General features: G+C 61.3%; 14 protein-coding genes. 6 read left to right on the top strand and 8 right to left on the bottom strand.

Going from position 1 to position 15,935, the window contains the following annotated elements; genetic code table 11:
* Positions 1 to 75: 75 nt before the first annotated feature.
* The 5 genes from urtE to urtA form a co-directional block, all read right to left on the bottom strand.
* Positions 76 to 765, bottom strand: coding sequence for an urea ABC transporter ATP-binding subunit UrtE (gene urtE / locus ASB58_RS19575; protein ID WP_118132056.1), 690 nt, complete (start codon positions 763 to 765; stop codon positions 76 to 78).
* A gap of 18 nt (positions 766 to 783) precedes the next feature.
* On the bottom strand, positions 784 to 1,524 hold the full coding sequence (urtD, locus tag ASB58_RS19570) for an urea ABC transporter ATP-binding protein UrtD (RefSeq protein WP_118132055.1): 741 nt from the start codon (positions 1,522 to 1,524) through the stop codon (positions 784 to 786).
* The gene (gene urtC / locus ASB58_RS19565) at positions 1,524 to 2,663 is read right to left on the bottom strand and encodes an urea ABC transporter permease subunit UrtC (protein WP_096005744.1); all 1,140 of its coding nucleotides are present in this window, start codon (positions 2,661 to 2,663) and stop codon (positions 1,524 to 1,526) included. The genes urtD and urtC overlap by 1 nt, the downstream gene beginning before the upstream one ends.
* Positions 2,664 to 2,690: 27 nt before the next feature.
* Positions 2,691 to 3,614, bottom strand: coding sequence for an urea ABC transporter permease subunit UrtB (gene urtB / locus ASB58_RS19560; protein ID WP_096005745.1), 924 nt, complete (start codon positions 3,612 to 3,614; stop codon positions 2,691 to 2,693).
* A 67-nt stretch (positions 3,615 to 3,681) separates the two neighbouring features.
* Entirely contained in the window at positions 3,682 to 4,842 is a 1,161-nt protein-coding gene (urtA, locus tag ASB58_RS19555; protein WP_202974662.1) for an urea ABC transporter substrate-binding protein, read from the bottom strand.
* A gap of 533 nt (positions 4,843 to 5,375) precedes the next feature.
* Between urtA and fmdA the strand changes: the two genes are divergently transcribed.
* The 5 genes from fmdA (at position 5,376) to ASB58_RS19530 (ending at position 10,810) form a co-directional block, all read left to right on the top strand.
* The gene (fmdA, locus tag ASB58_RS19550; protein ID WP_096005747.1) at positions 5,376 to 6,605 is read left to right on the top strand and encodes a formamidase; all 1,230 of its coding nucleotides are present in this window, start codon (positions 5,376 to 5,378) and stop codon (positions 6,603 to 6,605) included.
* 70 nt (positions 6,606 to 6,675) lie between these two features.
* Positions 6,676 to 6,999, top strand: coding sequence for an FmdB family zinc ribbon protein (locus ASB58_RS19545; protein ID WP_096005748.1), 324 nt, complete (start codon positions 6,676 to 6,678; stop codon positions 6,997 to 6,999).
* Between the two features lie 104 nt (positions 7,000 to 7,103).
* Positions 7,104 to 8,690, top strand: a complete 1,587-nt coding sequence (locus ASB58_RS19540) for a sigma-54-dependent Fis family transcriptional regulator (protein ID WP_118132054.1) — start codon at positions 7,104 to 7,106, stop codon at positions 8,688 to 8,690.
* Positions 8,691 to 8,721: 31 nt separating this feature from the next.
* Positions 8,722 to 9,768, top strand: coding sequence for an aliphatic amidase (locus ASB58_RS19535; RefSeq protein WP_118132053.1), 1,047 nt, complete (start codon positions 8,722 to 8,724; stop codon positions 9,766 to 9,768).
* Positions 9,769 to 9,778: 10 nt separating this feature from the next.
* Positions 9,779 to 10,810 (top strand): AAA family ATPase, encoded by a 1,032-nt coding sequence (locus tag ASB58_RS19530; RefSeq protein ID WP_118132052.1) that lies wholly within the window; start codon positions 9,779 to 9,781, stop codon positions 10,808 to 10,810.
* Between the two features lie 61 nt (positions 10,811 to 10,871).
* On the opposite strand, the gene ASB58_RS19525 is transcribed toward ASB58_RS19530, so the two are convergent.
* The 3 genes from ASB58_RS19525 to rpmE form a co-directional block, all read right to left on the bottom strand.
* Entirely contained in the window at positions 10,872 to 12,134 is a 1,263-nt protein-coding gene (locus tag ASB58_RS19525; RefSeq protein WP_096005752.1) for a malic enzyme-like NAD(P)-binding protein, read from the bottom strand.
* 133 nt (positions 12,135 to 12,267) lie between these two features.
* Complete coding sequence (locus tag ASB58_RS19520) at positions 12,268 to 13,092, bottom strand: thermonuclease family protein (protein ID WP_118132051.1); 825 nt, start codon at positions 13,090 to 13,092, stop codon at positions 12,268 to 12,270.
* An 18-nt stretch (positions 13,093 to 13,110) separates the two neighbouring features.
* Positions 13,111 to 13,323 (bottom strand): 50S ribosomal protein L31, encoded by a 213-nt coding sequence (gene rpmE / locus ASB58_RS19515; RefSeq protein ID WP_083724859.1) that lies wholly within the window; start codon positions 13,321 to 13,323, stop codon positions 13,111 to 13,113.
* A gap of 217 nt (positions 13,324 to 13,540) precedes the next feature.
* Between rpmE and ASB58_RS19510 the strand changes: the two genes are divergently transcribed.
* Positions 13,541 to 15,757 (top strand): primosomal protein N', encoded by a 2,217-nt coding sequence (locus ASB58_RS19510; RefSeq protein ID WP_118132050.1) that lies wholly within the window; start codon positions 13,541 to 13,543, stop codon positions 15,755 to 15,757.
* The last annotated feature ends 178 nt before the right edge of the window (positions 15,758 to 15,935 follow it).

Below are 15,935 nucleotides of genomic sequence, written 5' to 3'. Positions count from 1 at the left end.
TTTATTTTCAATCCACGCAAAAAAGCCCGGTCCTCAATGAAGGACCGGGCTTTTCGCCCCATACGGGGCAAGCGATCAGACCGACAGATAACGACTGATATGGTCCTTATCGATCTGCTCGCCCACCGCCTCATGCACGATCTTGCCCTTGTCTATCACCAACATGCGATCCGCGACCGTCAGGGCAAAACTCAGCACCTGCTCTGAGACCACGATGCTGATCTTGCGCAACTGCTTGATCTCGTTGAGCGTGGTTGCCAGCTGCTTGATGATAGAAGGCTGAATCCCCTCGGTTGGCTCATCCAGCAGGAGTATCTTGGGGTCGGCTGCCAGCGCTCGTCCGATCGCCAGCTGCTGCTGCTGTCCGCCCGACAGGTTGCCCGCCTTGCGGTGGCGCATTTCCAGTAGCACCGGAAACAACTCATAGATGTCATCCGGCACCTTGCGCCGACCGGTCACTTCCAGGCCGGCCATGATGTTTTCCTCTACGGTCAGTGTCGGGAACACCATACGACCCTGAGGTACATAGGCCACGCCACTGGCGACCCGCTGGTAGGACTGCAGCTTCGACAGCTCCTTGCTGTTGAAGTTGATCTCCCCGCCACTGCAGGGAATCATGCCGATCAGCGATTTGAACAGCGTGGTCTTGCCCATGCCGTTGCGCCCCATGATGGCGACCGTCTCATTCTCACCCACGTCCAGGTCGATACCGTGGATGACCTCACTCATGCCATAACTGACCCGCAGATCACGTACGCTCAGCATGCTCATGCTCCTTTGCCGTTAGTGGCCGAGGTAAACCTCGATAACCTTTTCGTTTGCCTGAACCTCGTCCATCTTGCCTTCGGCGAGTAATTTGCCTTGATGCAGCACGGTTACGCGGTGGGCGATGTCCTTGACGAAGTCCATGTCGTGCTCGATCACAATCACCGAGCGGTTCTGGCTGATCCGCCCGAGCAGCTCGGCGGTGGCTTCACGCTCGGACACACTCATGCCGGCCACCGGCTCATCCAGCATCAGCAGCTCCGGGTCCTGGATCAGCAGCATGCCGATTTCCAGCCACTGCTTCTGGCCGTGACTGAGCAGACCGGCACTGGTATCGAGCCGATCACTCAAGAAGATGTCTTCCGCTACCGCCAACACCCGCGCATTGACCTCGTCTGTCACCTTGAAGAACAAACTGCCGAACACGTTGCGCCCTTTCGGGTACGACAGCTCCAGGTTCTCGCGCACCGTGAGGTTTTCGTAGATGGACGGGGTCTGAAACTTGCGCCCGACCCCGGCCTTGACGATGTCGTGCTCGACCAGCCTGGTCAGCTCGGTGTCCTTGAACTTGATCGAACCGGCCGAGGCCTTGGTCTTGCCGCAGATCAAATCCAGCAGTGTGGTTTTGCCGGCGCCGTTCGGCCCGATCACCACCCGCACCTCGTTGCGTTCGACGTACAGATTCAGGCCATCGACCGCCTTGAAGCCATCGAACGAAACCGTCAGGTCTTCGATAGCCAGCAGAATGGGAGAAGTCATCAGCGCGCCTCCTGAGCAACGGCCTTATCGCCCTGCGACTCGGCATTCGACTTGCGCGAGAACAGTTTGGCAACCTGTGGACGGACGTAATCTTCGTAGATGCCGGCCAGCCCCTGCGGAAACAGCAGCACGACCCCGATGAACAGCGCGCCCATAAAGACGATCCACAGCTGCGGGAAGCTTTCCGAGAGCAGTGTCTTGGCCAGGTTGACCAGCAGCGCGCCGTAGACCGCACCGATCAGCGACAGACGCCCACCGACCGCGCAGAAGATCACCATTTCAATCGAGGCCACGGTGCCGACAAAGGACGGTGACATAAAGCCGACCTGCAGCGCGAACATCGCGCCACCCAGCGCCGAGAACACGCCGGCCAGGGCAAACACGAAGATCTTGATATTGGCGACGTCGTAGCCGGAGAAACGCACCCGGTCTTCCTGGTCGCGCATGGCGATCAGCAATTTTCCGTAGCGACTGTTGAGTACAAACTGCCCCACCAACAGGCAGGCAATCAGCAAGATGCAACAGAGGAAATACAGCAGGTACTTGGCGCTGTCCGGACGGATGTCCCACCCCAGCAAGGTGCGCAGGTCGGTAATGCCATTAATGCCGCCGGTATAACCCTGTTGGCCGATGATCAGAATGGTCGCGATCGAGGCGATGGCCTGGGTGATGATCGCAAAGTACACACCGCCTACCCGGCGCTTGAACATCGCCGCGCCGATCAGGAAGGCAAACAGCGCCGGCACCGTCATGATCAACAGGATGGTCAGGGTCAGACTATGGAAGGGAATCCAGCCCAGCGGCAGCTCGGTGATCTGGTTCCAGTCCATGAAGTCCGGAATACCCGGGGTACTTTGAATCGCGGTGTTCTCGGGGCTGGATGCCTCCAGCTTGAGAAACATCGCCATGCAATAGCCACCGATCCCGAAAAACACCCCCTGCCCCAGACTGAGAATCCCGCCGTAGCCCCAGCAGAGCACCAGGCCGACCGCAACAAAGGCATAGGTCAGGTACTTGCCGACCAGGTTCAGGCGGAAGATATCCAGCGTCAGCGGCAGGATCACCATCAGCAGGACGGCCAGCGCCAGCAACTGCAGCAAGCGTTGCCGCCCCCCAAATGCTGCTATCCATTTATCCATTTCAATAACCTCCAGCCAGTACGCCGCTCAGCGGCGCACCTTGCTTGCAAAGAGCCCCTGGGGACGGAACATCAGAATGGCTACCACCGTCAGCAAGGTGATCACCTTGGCCATGGAACCACTTAAGAAGAACTCGAGAATCGACTGCGACTGGGCAATACCGAAGGCCGACACCACAGTGCCGAAAAGGCTGGCAGCACCACCGAACACCACCACCAGGAAGGTGTCGACGATATAGAGCGAGCCAGTAGTCGGGCCGGTCGAGGCGATAGTCGTGAAGGCGGCACCTGCGACGCCGGCAATGCCGCAACCCAGCGCAAAGGTAAAACGGTCAACCCGCTGGGTATTGATCCCCGCCGCGTTGGCCATCAACCGGTTCTGCGTGGTGGCGCGTACCTTGATGCCCCAGCGCGAGCGGTACAGCAGAATCACCACCAGCACGGTCATCAGCGCGGTAATGCCCATGACGAACAGGCCGTTAAGCGGGATATCGATGATGTCGGTCGGCGCCCAGGAGCCCATCAGCCAATCTGGCATGACTACACTCACCTCGCGCGGACCAAAGGTGGACCGGTAGATCTGCTGCATGATCAGCCCCAGCCCCCAGGTGGCCAGCAGGGTATCCAGCGGGCGCGCGTACAAGCGCCTGATCAACAGCATCTCGACCAGATAGCCAAGTATGAAGGTACCGAGAAATGCCAGCGCAACCGCCAGCGGAAAATAGAACTGCTGCATCCAGGGCCAGGTTTCCGTGGCCAGTTTGGATACCATCCAGGTGATGTAGGCGCCCAGCGTAAGAAACTCACCATGGGCCATATTAATGACGCCCATCTGCCCGAAGATGATCGCCAGCCCAAGGGCCATCAGCAGAAAGACGCAGAACAGACTCAGGCCACTGAATCCCTGCATCACGAAAATGGCCACGAGCTCCTGACTTGAATATCCGCCCATAATTACTCTCCTAGAACGGGTGCGGCCACCTGGACCGCACCCTGTTGCATCACTTCAAACGGACGTCTTACTGGTAGCCTTCCGGGAAGGGGTTCGGTTCGATCAGGTCGGACTCGTACACCACGGTGGCCTGGCCGTCAGCACCCCATTGACCCACCCGCAACTTGCTCCACAGGTGGTGGTTCGGGTGAATGCGCACGTAGCCTTCCGGCGCAGTAGTCAGCTCGATTTCGGCAGAGGCTTCAGCCACGGCGTCGACATCGAAGCTGCCGGCTTTCTCGACAGCAGCCTTCCACAGCCACGGGCCAAGGTAGGCAGCCTGTGTTACGTCACCGATGACGCTGTCTTCACCCCAGCGGGCCTTGAACGCTTCAACAAAGGCCTGGTTGTTTTCGTTGTCCAGCGACTGGAAGTACTTCATCGCGGAGTAGAAACCTTCCATGTTCTCGCCACCGATACCCAGCACTTCGTCCTCGGTCACGGAGATGGTCATGATGGTCTGACGATCCGCAGTGATGCCGGCAGCGTTCAGCTGTTTCCACCAGGCCACGTTGGAGCCGCCAACAATGCTGGAGTAAACGACGTCAGGCTTTTTCAGACGGATCTTGTTGATCAGCGAACCGAAGTTGGTGTTGCCCAGCGGGTAGTACTCTTCACCGACAACCTCGCCGCCCAGCACGTCTTCAATGTGCTTGCGCGCGATCTTGTTGGAGGTGCGGGGCCAGATGTAGTCGGAGCCGACCAGATAGAAGGTTTTGGCGTCCTTCTCTTCGGCAATCCAGTCCAGGCCGGCAATGATCTGCTGGGTGGCTTCCTGACCGGTGTAGATGACGTTCTTGGACTGCTCCAGCCCTTCGTAGAAGGTCGGGTAGTAGAGCATGCCGTTTTCTTTCTCGAAGACCGGCAGCACCGCTTTACGCGAGGCGGAGGTCCAGCAGCCGAATACCGCCGCTACGCTGTCCTGCACCAGCAGCTTGCGCGCCTTCTCAGCAAACGTCGGCCAGTCGCTGGCGCCATCTTCCTGAATGATTTCAATCTGACGACCCAGCACACCGCCCATGGCGTTGATCTGCTCGATGGCGAGCATCTCCGCTTCCACCGAGCCGGTCTCACTGATCGCCATGGTGCCGGTAATGGAGTGGAGAATACCGACCTTGACGGTGTCGTCGGTCACGGCCAGTCCGGTGGTATTGACCTCAGCCGTCGGCATATCTGCCGCACCCGCCATGCTGGCCAGGCCCAGACCTGTGCCCAGCGCCAGACCGATCAGGCCACGCTTCCAGGCTGGCTTGCTGCGTTTTGAGTCTTGCATAGGGTGAATCTCCTTGATGTGAGTAGAACCGGCTGGCAGACCTCTCTCCCCGGCCTGCCTTGCCTGTCACCAAGGCCTACAGCAACCACTGTGCCAGCGCGCCAGAGTGCGCACTGTCAAACCGCCATGACGGCCAAAAATCCTTTGCAGATCAATCAACTGCATAGCTGTATCAAAATCTTCCGAGCGCTCCGTTGCCGCCAATGTCAAGCAACGGCCGGGGGAAATGACAATCTGCACCTGACATTGTCATGACAATGTCCAACATCACTTAGTGACATTGTTAAACCCGCCCGTCTCAGCGCCTGACAATGCGCCGAACAATTCGCTTAAGACCCTGATATATAAGGAATAATAAAAACAAAACAAAGCTGGCACGGCTTCTGCTCAGGGAACAGTACGGTCCATCCACGGGCCCGACTCATCACCCAAGCAGAGGATTCGCTGTCATGGCAGAAACACTGATCAAGATCGACCTGAGCAAAAGCCCCCAGGAACACGACAACATCCACAATCGCTGGCACCCGGACGTGCCCATGGTGGCGACGGTCAAGCCCGGCTCGGACTTTATTGTCGAGTGCATGGACTGGACCGGCGGCCAGATCGGCAATAACGACAGCGCTGAAGACGTACGCGACGTCGACCTCAGCAAGGTGCACTACCTCAGTGGGCCAATTGCGGTCGAAGGCGCCGAGCCGGGCGACCTGCTGGTCGTTGATATCCTCGACATTGGCGCCTTTGCCGATCAGATGTGGGGCTTCAATGGGGTCTTCGCCAAGGAAAACGGCGGCGGCTTTCTGACCGAACACTACCCGGAAGCGCGCAAGACCATCTGGGACTTCAACGGCATCTATACCAAGTCGCGCCATATTCCGGGCGTGGAATTCATCGGCCTGATGCACCCCGGCCTGATCGGCTGCCTGCCGTCGCAGGAGCTGCTGGACGAGTGGAACACCCGTGAGCAGGCGCTGATCGACACCGACCCCAATCGCGTGCCCGGCCTGGCCAACCCACCCTACGCACCGACCGCCCACGTCGGCCGCGCCAGCGGCGATGCCGCGACCAAGGTCGCCGCCGAAGGCGCGCGTACCGTGCCGCCGCGTGAACACGGCGGCAACTGCGACATCAAGGACCTGACCAAGGGCTCGCGCGTGTTCTTCCCGGTGTACGTCAAGGGCGGCGGGCTGTCGATGGGCGACCTGCACTTCTCCCAGGGCGACGGCGAAATCACCTTCTGCGGCGCCATCGAAATGGCCGGCTGGATTCACATTCGCGTCAACATCATCAAAGACGGCTGCAAGAAGTACGGCGTGAAGAACCCGATCTTCCAGCCCAGCGACATGGCGCCCAGCTACAAGAAGCATTTGATCTTTGAAGGCATCTCGGTCGACGAAAGCGGCAAGCAGCACTACCTCGATGCGCATGTGGCCTACCGTCAGGCCTGCCTGAACGCCATCGAGTACCTGAAGAAGTTCGGCTACAGCGGCGCCCAGGCGTACTCGCTGCTCGGCACTGCGCCGGTACAGGGCCACATCAGCGGCATTGTCGACGTGCCGAACGTCTGCGCCACCATCTGGATTCCGACCGAGATCTTCGACTTCGACATCATGCCGAACGCCGAAGGCCCGACCATCGCGGTCGACAGCCCGGAGGTCCCGACTGCCCTCTGGAAAGGCTGATAGCAACGCAGTGGCCCGCACCAGCTTGGGCGGGCCGCATCCTCTATTTCGCACTTTTCGGGAGCAAAAAATGCCTCTGTACGATTTTGAATGTGACACCTGCGGGCCTTTTGAAGCCCTGCTACCCAGCAATGAACGCAACCTGCCGCGGGCCTGCCCGATGTGCGAGCGGCCCATGCAGCGGCGCCTTAGCGCCCCGCGCCTGCAGACACTCAGCGCCCATCAGCGCAAGGCCCATGAGACCAACGAGCGAAGCGCCCACGCGCCCAAGGTGAACCACGGGCACAGTTGTTGCAGCTCCGGAAGTTGCCAGCACACCAAACGCAAGGAGGGAGAACCTCCTGCCCTCAAACAACAGTCTGGTCCACGACGACCCTGGATGATCAGCCACTAATACCGCCTCGGTATCCAGTACAGCGGTGACAGGTCGCGTGGATTTTCGCCAACGCGGAGGACCTGCTCATCTTGAATGTCACTCAGGAACGGACGGCCCAACAGATGATGAAGCGCGAACTGATCGTCATTCTGGAGATGGCCAAACTGCTGGAGAAGCCACTTGATGCCCCGCGCACCATTCAGGGCATCCTGCGCCTGCTGGCCCAGCTGTATGGTCTGAACTGCGGACGGGTGAGCCTGCCCGACCCCGGCTCCAAGACGCTGCAGGTGAAGTATGCCTACGGCCTGGCACCAGAGGACCTCAAGGCCGGGCGCTTCAATCTGGACATCAACCAGGGTGTGACCGGCTACGTCATGCGCACCGGCTCGATTGGTCTGGTCCCCGACGTCAATAACGAGCCGCTATTCGTGCGCCGTATTACCGAGCTGTCGCATCATAGCGGCGGACGCATGGCCTTTATCGCCGTGCCCATTCTCGAATCAGGCACCCCCATCGGCGTGCTCTCGGTGCAGCGCGAAGGCATGCACGAACGCCCCTTCGACGAAGATATCAGCCTGCTGCGCGTGGCCGCCGCAATGATCGGCCAGGTGCTGCGCATCCATCAGTTTGTCGTCGACCAGACCGAGCACCTGGTCAAGGAAAACCAGAGCCTGCGCCACAGCATCGCGGTCGAAGGCATGCTCAAGCAAAGCCTCGCCCACGGCATTCTTGGCAGCAGCCCGGCGCTGATGGACGCGGTGCGCTCAACCATTCAGGTCGCCCATAGCGACGCGCCGGTCATGCTGCTGGGTGAGTCAGGTACCGGCAAGGAAAAATTCGCGCGGATGATCCACCAGCAGAGCGATCGGCGCGAGAAACCGTTCATCTGCATCAATTGTGCGGCCATCCCGGCAGACCTGCTGGAGTCCGAACTGTTCGGCCACACCAAAGGCGCCTTTACCGGCGCCTCGCAGAACAAGCAGGGCAAGATCGTGCAGGCTGACGGCGGCACCCTGTTCCTCGATGAAATCGGCGACATGCCGCTGTCCCTGCAGGCCAAACTGCTGCGCGTTCTGCAGGAGAAGAAGGTCGACCCGATCGGCAGTCACGACTCCGTCGCCGTCGACTTTCGCGTCATCACCGCCACCCACGTCAACCTGCAGGCCTCGGTCAATCAGGGCGCCTTCCGCCTCGACCTGTTCTATCGCCTGCATGTGGTGCCGGTGCATCTGCCGCCGCTGCGCGAACGCCAGGAAGACATTCGCCAACTGGCCCTGCACTTTCTCAACGAACTCAATCACCACTACGAACGCAACTGGAGCCTCGCCCCGGAGGCGTTCTCCGTTATGGAGAACTTCGCCTGGCCGGGCAATATCCGCCAGCTGCAGAACGTACTGGAACGGGCCGCGCTGACCAGCGATCAGGAGCTGCTGGAGGCGGACAAGCTGCGTCAGGCGCTGGCCTCCGAAAGCGCCATCACCATTCCGGCCAACCGCCAGAGCAATCCGCCGCCCAGCGACGATGCGGCCATCGAGCCCCCGCGCCAATATGGCCGGGCCTACAACTGGGTGCAGGAAGACGAAGCCGACCGCATCCGCGCCATGCTCTCGCAAACCAACAACAACCAGTCCGAAGCCGCCCGGCGCCTGAACATCAGCCTGCGGCAACTGCGCTATCGGGTCGACAAACTCGGCATCGGGCGCAACTGACTGCAACTCAACCGCAACGAAGGAGTTACCCATGCGTCACGGAGATATTTCCAGCAGTCCCGATACCGTCGGTGTCGCCGTCGTCAACTACAAGATGCCGCGCCTGCACACCCGCGAGGAGGTACTCGACAACGCGCGCAAGATTGCCGACATGATCATCGGCATGAAACAGGGCCTGCCCGGCATGGATCTGGTGGTGTTCCCGGAATACAGCACCATGGGCATCATGTACGACGGCGACGAGATGATGGCCACCGCCACCACCGTACCCGGCGATGAAACCCGCATCTTCAGCGAAGCCTGCAAAAAGGCGAAAACCTGGGGCATTTTCTCACTGACCGGCGAGCAACATGAAGAGCACCCGAACAAGGCGCCCTACAACACGCTGATTCTGATCAACGACCAGGGCGAGATCGTGCAGAAGTACCGCAAGTGCATTCCCTGGTGCCCGATCGAGGGCTGGTATCCGGGTGATCGCACCTATGTGTCCGACGGCCCCAAAGGCATGAAGATCAGCCTGATCATCTGCGACGACGGCAACTACCCGGAAATCTGGCGCGACTGCGCGATGAAAGGCGCCGAGCTGATCGTGCGTTGTCAGGGCTATATGTATCCGGCCAAGGACCAGCAGGTGATGATGGCCAAGACCATGGCCTGGGCCAACAACTGCTACGTGGCCGTGGCCAACGCTACCGGCTTTGATGGGGTTTACAGCTACTTTGGCCACTCCGCGATCATCGGCTTTGACGGCCGCACCCTCGGCGAATGTGGCGAGGAAGACATGGGCGTGCAATACGCGCAGCTGTCGGTCTCGCAGATCCGCGATGCGCGGGCCAATGACCAATCGCAGAATCACCTGTTCAAGCTGCTGCACCGCGGCTACACCGGCATGTACAACTCCGGCGATGGTGACCGCGGCGTGGCTGATTGCCCCTTCGACTTCTATCGCACCTGGGTTCTGGATGCCGAGAAAGCCCGCGACAATGTAGAGGCGATGACGCGCACCACCATCGGCGTGGCTGACTGCCCGGTGGGCGAGCTACCGCATCCGGGCAAGGAACGGGAGGCCGGCGCCTGAGCGCCCGCCCATGCCGTTCATCAACGAGCTACTGGCCGACAACCAGCAGCAGAACCTGCGGGCGGCGCCGCGTACTGCGGTCTCGCGCTTCGAGTTTGAGCCGGACGCTATCGCCCAGCGCCTGCAACAGCGCATTCTAGGTCAACCCGCAGCGCTGGCTGAGATTGCCGGCAGCCTGGCGGTCGTCAAGGCGGAGCTGGGCGACCCCCGTCGCCCGCTCGGCGTATTCCTGCTGCTCGGCCCGACCGGCGTCGGCAAGACCGAAACCGTGCGCTTGATCGCCGAAGCCATCCATGGGCGTGCCGACGCGCTATGCCGCATCGACATGAACACTCTGGCTCAGGAGCACTATGCAGCGTCGCTGACCGGCGCCCCGCCGGGTTATGTGGGCAGCAAGGAAGGCACGACGCTGTTCGACCGCGAGACCATCGAAGGCCGCTTTGGGCACCCCGGCGTGGTGTTGTTCGACGAACTGGAAAAGGCCAGTGACCCGGTCATTCGTGCCTTGATGAACATCCTCGACAACGGCCAGCTGCGACTCAGCGCCGGCAACGCCACCCTGGACTTTCGCAACAGCCTGATCTTCCTGACCAGCAATCTCGGTGCCCAGGCGGCGCAGCGGCTGGAGCAGGGATGGGGCCGCCTGCTGCCAGCCTCCTGGCGCCAGCAGTTGCAGCAACGCAGGCAGGTCCGCGCGCTGCACAACCGCTTTGATCCTGAATTCATCAACCGCCTGGACCACCGTATCAGCTACCGGCCACTGGGTGCAGGTCAGTTGGATCAGCTAGTCGACCTGGCTCTAGAACAACTCAACCAGCGCCTGGTACGCCATCAAGTACAACTGCTGCTCAGCCCCGCGCTTCGGCACTATCTGGCTACCGAAGGCTACGACCGCCGCTTTGGTGCCCGCGCCATGGCCCGCACCTTCCGCCATCAGTTGGAACCGGTCCTGGCCCGCACTCTGCTGGAGCGCAAGCCTGCGCCCGGCGCGCTGCTGCGTGCGGATCTGCTGCAAGGCAAGATAGTGATCGATCTGGATTGAACCCGCTGAACGGACACAAAAAAACCCGCCGAAGCGGGTTTTTCATTCAACGCAATGCCGTTCAGATGCAGTCTTCGACCGACTTGAGCGGGTAATGCGCCGGGTACGGCAGGGTCGCTACGCCAGAATCGATGGCAGCCTGGGCAACAGCAGCCGGCACCTTCTCGATCAGACGAACGTCCATCGGCTTGGGAATGATGTACTCACGACCAAACTCCAGCTTGATACCGCCGTACGCCTGGGAGATGTACTCCGGTACCGGCTCTTTGGCCAGTTCACGGATCGCGTGTACAGCAGCAATCTTCATTTCTTCGTTGATGGCAGTTGCACGAACGTCCAGCGCGCCACGGAAGATGAAGGGGAAGCCCAGTACGTTATTGACCTGGTTCGGGTAGTCGGAACGACCGGTCGCCATGATCACGTCAGGACGCGAAGCGTGAGCCGCCGCGGGGTCGATTTCCGGATCAGGGTTCGAGCAGGCAAACACGATCGGGTTTTCGGCCATCAGCTTCAGATCAGCCGGCGGCAGCAGGTTCGGACCGGACAGACCAACGAACACGTCGGCGCCTTTCAGGGCGTCAGTCAGAGTGCGCTTGTCAGTCTCGGTGGCGAAAATCGCCTTGTATTCGTTCAGGTCATCGCGACCGGCGTGGATCACGCCTTTACGGTCGAGCATGAAGATGTTTTCAGCCTTGGCACCCATGCTGACCAGCAGCTTCATGCAGGCGATAGCGGCAGCGCCAGCGCCCAGGCAGACGATCTTGGCGTCTTCGATGACCTTATCGGCCAGCTCCAGCGCGTTGATCATGGCGGCTGCGGTCACAATCGCAGTACCGTGCTGATCATCGTGGAATACCGGGATGTCGCACTGCTCGATCAGCGCGCGCTCGATTTCAAAGCACTCGGGCGCCTTGATGTCTTCCAGGTTGATGCCACCGAAGGTGCAGGAAATGCGCTTAACGGTGTCGATGAAGGCCTGCGGGCTCTCGGCTTCAACTTCGATGTCGAAAACGTCAACGCCAGCGAAACGCTTGAACAGAACACCCTTGCCTTCCATAACCGGCTTGCTCGCCAGCGGGCCGAGGTTCCCCAGACCGAGAATGGCGGTGCCATCAGAGATAACGGCAACCAGGTTGCCCTTACCGGTGTATTTGTAGGCGTTTTCCAGATCCTTGGCGATTTCACGCACCGGTTCTGCTACACCCGGGCTGTAAGCCAGTGCCAGATCACGCGCGGTCGCGGTCGGCTTGGTCAGTTCAACGCTCAGTTTGCCGGGGCGCGGGTTGGCGTGATAGTCGAGTGCATCAGTTCTCAAATCAGACATGGTCAATAACTTCCGGTCAGGTTGCTCATGCGGACGACGGAGAGTACATAAAAGCACTTCCACCCGCAAGGTCATTCACGAGATCAATGTCAAGGACAAAACCTTACAACTTTGAGCCATGTTGACGGGGTGATTACTTGCTGCTCACTTGCCACTGCGCCGGGTGGCGCAGGCTGATCATGTAGCGCCGAAACCCGTCGCGCACGGCCTGCCGCCCCCGCCGATCGATAACCCAGCCACGCACCTCGACTTGCTGGCCAACCAGCTCGGCACCGGGCTCAGCGTCAAAGTAACCCAGGTCTCGGCGCTCCAGTCTCAGGGTCAGCGGCCCGTCCAGGTCAATCCACAGGGCATGGCGGGAAGGCGTCACCGCCGCCACTCGTCCGCGCAACAGCAGGAATCCAGCGCTATCAAGATCGTCCAGCGAGAGAATCTGCGGGTTCTGCCACAGCCCGCGCTGCGCCTGCCGCGCTTGCTGCTCGGCGGCCTGGTGGCAGTCGGCGAGCAGATCGTTCGGCGGAATCACCAGCGCATAACCCAGCCCTTCGCTGAGCAGCAGCGCCTCAATGTTGCGCCCCTGCTCGTCAAACAGATAGCCCAGCGCGCGACCGTAATGATCACGGGCATCCTCACCCAGCATCAGCTGCAGTGGCTGATGCTCAACCAGCGCTTGCAGAGCCCGACGCGCGGCCTGGGCGTAGGGCTCGGACGGTGCGCCGTCGCGGCCTATTTCCGGCGTGTTGATACCGATCAGGCGCAGGCGCCGCCCATCGCTGAGGCGCAGAGTGTCTCCGTCGGTGACACTGCGACTGCGCACCGGCTGCGCCGTCTCCGGCATACTGCAGACGGCAGGCAGCGCCGCGGGGGCTTCGCTCTGAGCCGGCCCGCAACCCAGCAGCGCACAGGCAACAAAAAAGGCGCCCCAGAGGGACGCCTTTTTGTGTTTCGCCAGAGCCATAAGGCTCAAAGAAACCGATTACTTGCTGCTGACTGCGCCGAAACGCGCCTTGAAGCGCTCGATACGTCCGCCAGTGTCCAGAACCTTCTGCTTACCGGTGTAGAACGGGTGGCAGGAGGAGCAAACGTCCAGGTGGATCGGGGCGCACAGGGTGGAACGGGTAGTGATTACCGCGCCGCAGCTGCAGGTCGCTTCGATTGTTTCGTAGTTCGGATGCACATCAGCTTTCATGGGAAAGTCCTCGGTTGGTTTGTGCCGCCACCGGATCAACCTGATCGGGCACCGCACGCAATAGCTGTCTACCGGACCGTACCTGGATGCCACAAGGGGCGCAAACAGACTGACCGGAAAATAGGCCGGCGATAATAACAGAATCCAGCAACGACGCAAGCACCGCAGCTTTCCACCTGTCGGTGGTACCATCCCACTCCCATAAGGAGTGATTTGTGTGACCGGACCCATCCTGCAAGTAGCCCTGCCCTCTCCCCTGCGCCGCCTGTTCGACTACCGCGCGCCGCGGGGCGTGGCCGCGGCTGACCTGCAGACCGGCCAGCGCGTGCGGGTGCCTTTTGGCAAACGCGCGCTGGTCGGCCTGATCGCCGGCATCAGCGATCACTCCGAGGTCCCGGAAAACCGCCTCAAGCCTGCCGAAGCCCTGCTCGATCACGCCCCGCTGCTGCCCGACAGCCTCTGGCGCCTGTGCCAATGGACCGCGCGTTACTATCAGCACGGGCTGGGCGACACCCTGAGCGTGGCGCTGCCGGTGCTACTGCGCCAGGGCGAACCGGCGCTGGCACGCCAGGATCAACTCTGGCAGCTGCTGCCCGGCGCCTACCCGGAACACCCGGCGATTGCCCGCGCACCGAAACAGAAGCAGGCGGTGCAAGTCCTGACGCAACATCCGCACGGCCTGTCCCACGCGCTGATCAGCCAATGGGGGCTGAGCCGCGACACCCTGAGCACCCTGGAAACCAAGGGGCTGGTGCAACGCATTGAGCAATCGCCACACCATATTGCTGAACCGCTGCCTTTATTAAGGGAAGCGCACCTGACCGCCAATGACGAACAGCGGGCAGCGCTGGATGCCATTCTGGGCGCCGAGGGCTTTCACACCTGGCTGCTCGAAGGCGTCACCGGCAGCGGCAAGACCGAGGTGTACCTGCAGGCGATCGAACGCTGTCTGCTGAGCGGCCATCAGGCGCTGGTGCTGATCCCCGAGATCGGTCTGACGCCGCAGACGCTGAACCGCTTCCAGCAGCGCTTCAGTGCGCCCGTGGTGATTTTGCACTCGGGCCTCAACGACCGCGAGCGGCTGGACGCCTGGATAGCCGCCCGCGACGGCGAGGCCGCCATCATCATTGGCACCCGCTCGGCCATCTTCACGCCGCTGGCCCGTCCCGGCCTGATCATCGTCGACGAAGAGCACGACCTGTCCTATAAACAGCAGGACGGTCTGCGCTACAACGCCCGCGACCTGGCCGTCTATCGCGGCCATCTGGAACAGACGCCGGTGATTCTCGGCTCCGCCACACCCTCGCTGGAAAGCCTGCACAACGTAGAGCAGGGCCGCTACCGACACCTGCGCCTGACACTGCGCGCCGGCAATGCCAAAGCGCCGTCCTTTCAATGCTTGGATATCCGCAGTCGCCCGCTGGAGGGCGGCCTGTCGCGTCCGCTGACCGAGCTGATCGGCCAGCACCTCGGACGCGGCAACCAGGTACTGGTATTTATCAACCGCCGTGGCTTTGCACCCACCCTGATGTGTCACGACTGTGGCTGGATCGCCGAATGCCGCCGCTGCGACGCGCGCATGACGGTACACCAGTCGCCGCCCCACCTGCATTGCCATCACTGCAACAGCCAGCGCCCGCTCGATCGCCACTGCCCCAAATGCCAGAGCGAAGACCTGCGCCCGCTGGGTGCCGGCACCGAGCGCACCGAGGAGTTTCTCAAGGAGCGTTTTGCCGACACCACGGTGCTGCGCATTGATCGCGAAAGCATGAGCCGCAAGCGCGCCATGCAGGACATGATGACCATCATCCACAGCGCCCAGCCGTGCATTCTGGTCGGCACCCAGATGCTCGCCAAGGGACATCATTTTCCCAACGTGACCCTGGTCGCCATTCTGGATGCCGACGGCGGGCTGTTCTCCGCCGACTTCCGTGGCCCCGAACGCATGGCGCAGATGATCACCCAGGTTGCAGGCCGCGCCGGCCGCGCCGAGAAGCCGGGCCAGGTGATCATTCAGACCCACATGGCCGAGCACCCGTTGCTGATCGAACTGACCGAGCGCGGCTACCCGGCGATTGCCGAGCGCGAACTGGCCGAGCGCGAAATAGCCCAGCTGCCGCCCTATCGTTTTATGGCGCTGCTGCGCGCCGAAGCCAACCACGTGCGTGCCGCGGAGGACTTTCTCGAAGCCGCGCTGGCGCAGGCCGAGGCGTTGGTCGCGCAGCATCAGCTGGCAGATATCGAGCTGCTCGGCCCGGTGCCCTCACCGATGGAACGCCGCGCCGGCCGCCACCGCGCCCAACTACTGATGCAAGCCGCCCAGCGCTCGGTGCTGCACCAGCTGGTGCACATGCTGCTGCCGGCACTGGAGCAGCACCCGCTGGCGCGCAAGGTGCGCTGGTCGATTGATATTGATCCGCTGGATATGTTTTAGCAGTGCAGTGATGGCTTCCGCGCTCCGCCAGACCGGGCGCAGAGCGTCCTTGCAGGCATTCCACGCAGAGCGAGGGACGATCAGGGGTGTTGCAAGGCGTGAAGACTGCACGGACCAACTCCCCGTTTACGCGGGCGAGTAGCGCAGGGCTGGCGGGAAAGAGGACGGCAGCATGTCT

The organism is Pseudomonas abyssi (assembly GCF_003444685.1).
Classification (GTDB): domain Bacteria; phylum Pseudomonadota; class Gammaproteobacteria; order Pseudomonadales; family Pseudomonadaceae; genus Halopseudomonas; species Halopseudomonas abyssi.
Note: the sequence above shows the minus strand (reverse complement) of the source record. Positions and strands in the feature narration are given on the sequence as shown.

Coding starts and splice junctions, on each gene's coding strand:
- urtE (WP_118132056.1), bottom strand. CDS start 765: ATGCTGAGCGTACGTGATCTGCGGGTCAGTTATGGCATGAGTGAGGTC.
- urtD (WP_118132055.1), bottom strand. CDS start 1,524: ATGACTTCTCCCATTCTGCTGGCTATCGAAGACCTGACGGTTTCGTTC.
- urtC (WP_096005744.1), bottom strand. CDS start 2,663: ATGGATAAATGGATAGCAGCATTTGGGGGGCGGCAACGCTTGCTGCAG.
- urtB (WP_096005745.1), bottom strand. CDS start 3,614: ATGGGCGGATATTCAAGTCAGGAGCTCGTGGCCATTTTCGTGATGCAG.
- urtA (WP_202974662.1), bottom strand. CDS start 4,842: ATGGCGGGTGCGGCAGATATGCCGACGGCTGAGGTCAATACCACCGGA.
- fmdA (WP_096005747.1), top strand. CDS start 5,376: ATGGCAGAAACACTGATCAAGATCGACCTGAGCAAAAGCCCCCAGGAA.
- ASB58_RS19545 (WP_096005748.1), top strand. CDS start 6,676: ATGCCTCTGTACGATTTTGAATGTGACACCTGCGGGCCTTTTGAAGCC.
- ASB58_RS19540 (WP_118132054.1), top strand. CDS start 7,104: ATGATGAAGCGCGAACTGATCGTCATTCTGGAGATGGCCAAACTGCTG.
- ASB58_RS19535 (WP_118132053.1), top strand. CDS start 8,722: ATGCGTCACGGAGATATTTCCAGCAGTCCCGATACCGTCGGTGTCGCC.
- ASB58_RS19530 (WP_118132052.1), top strand. CDS start 9,779: ATGCCGTTCATCAACGAGCTACTGGCCGACAACCAGCAGCAGAACCTG.
- ASB58_RS19525 (WP_096005752.1), bottom strand. CDS start 12,134: ATGTCTGATTTGAGAACTGATGCACTCGACTATCACGCCAACCCGCGC.
- ASB58_RS19520 (WP_118132051.1), bottom strand. CDS start 13,092: ATGGCTCTGGCGAAACACAAAAAGGCGTCCCTCTGGGGCGCCTTTTTT.
- rpmE (WP_083724859.1), bottom strand. CDS start 13,323: ATGAAAGCTGATGTGCATCCGAACTACGAAACAATCGAAGCGACCTGC.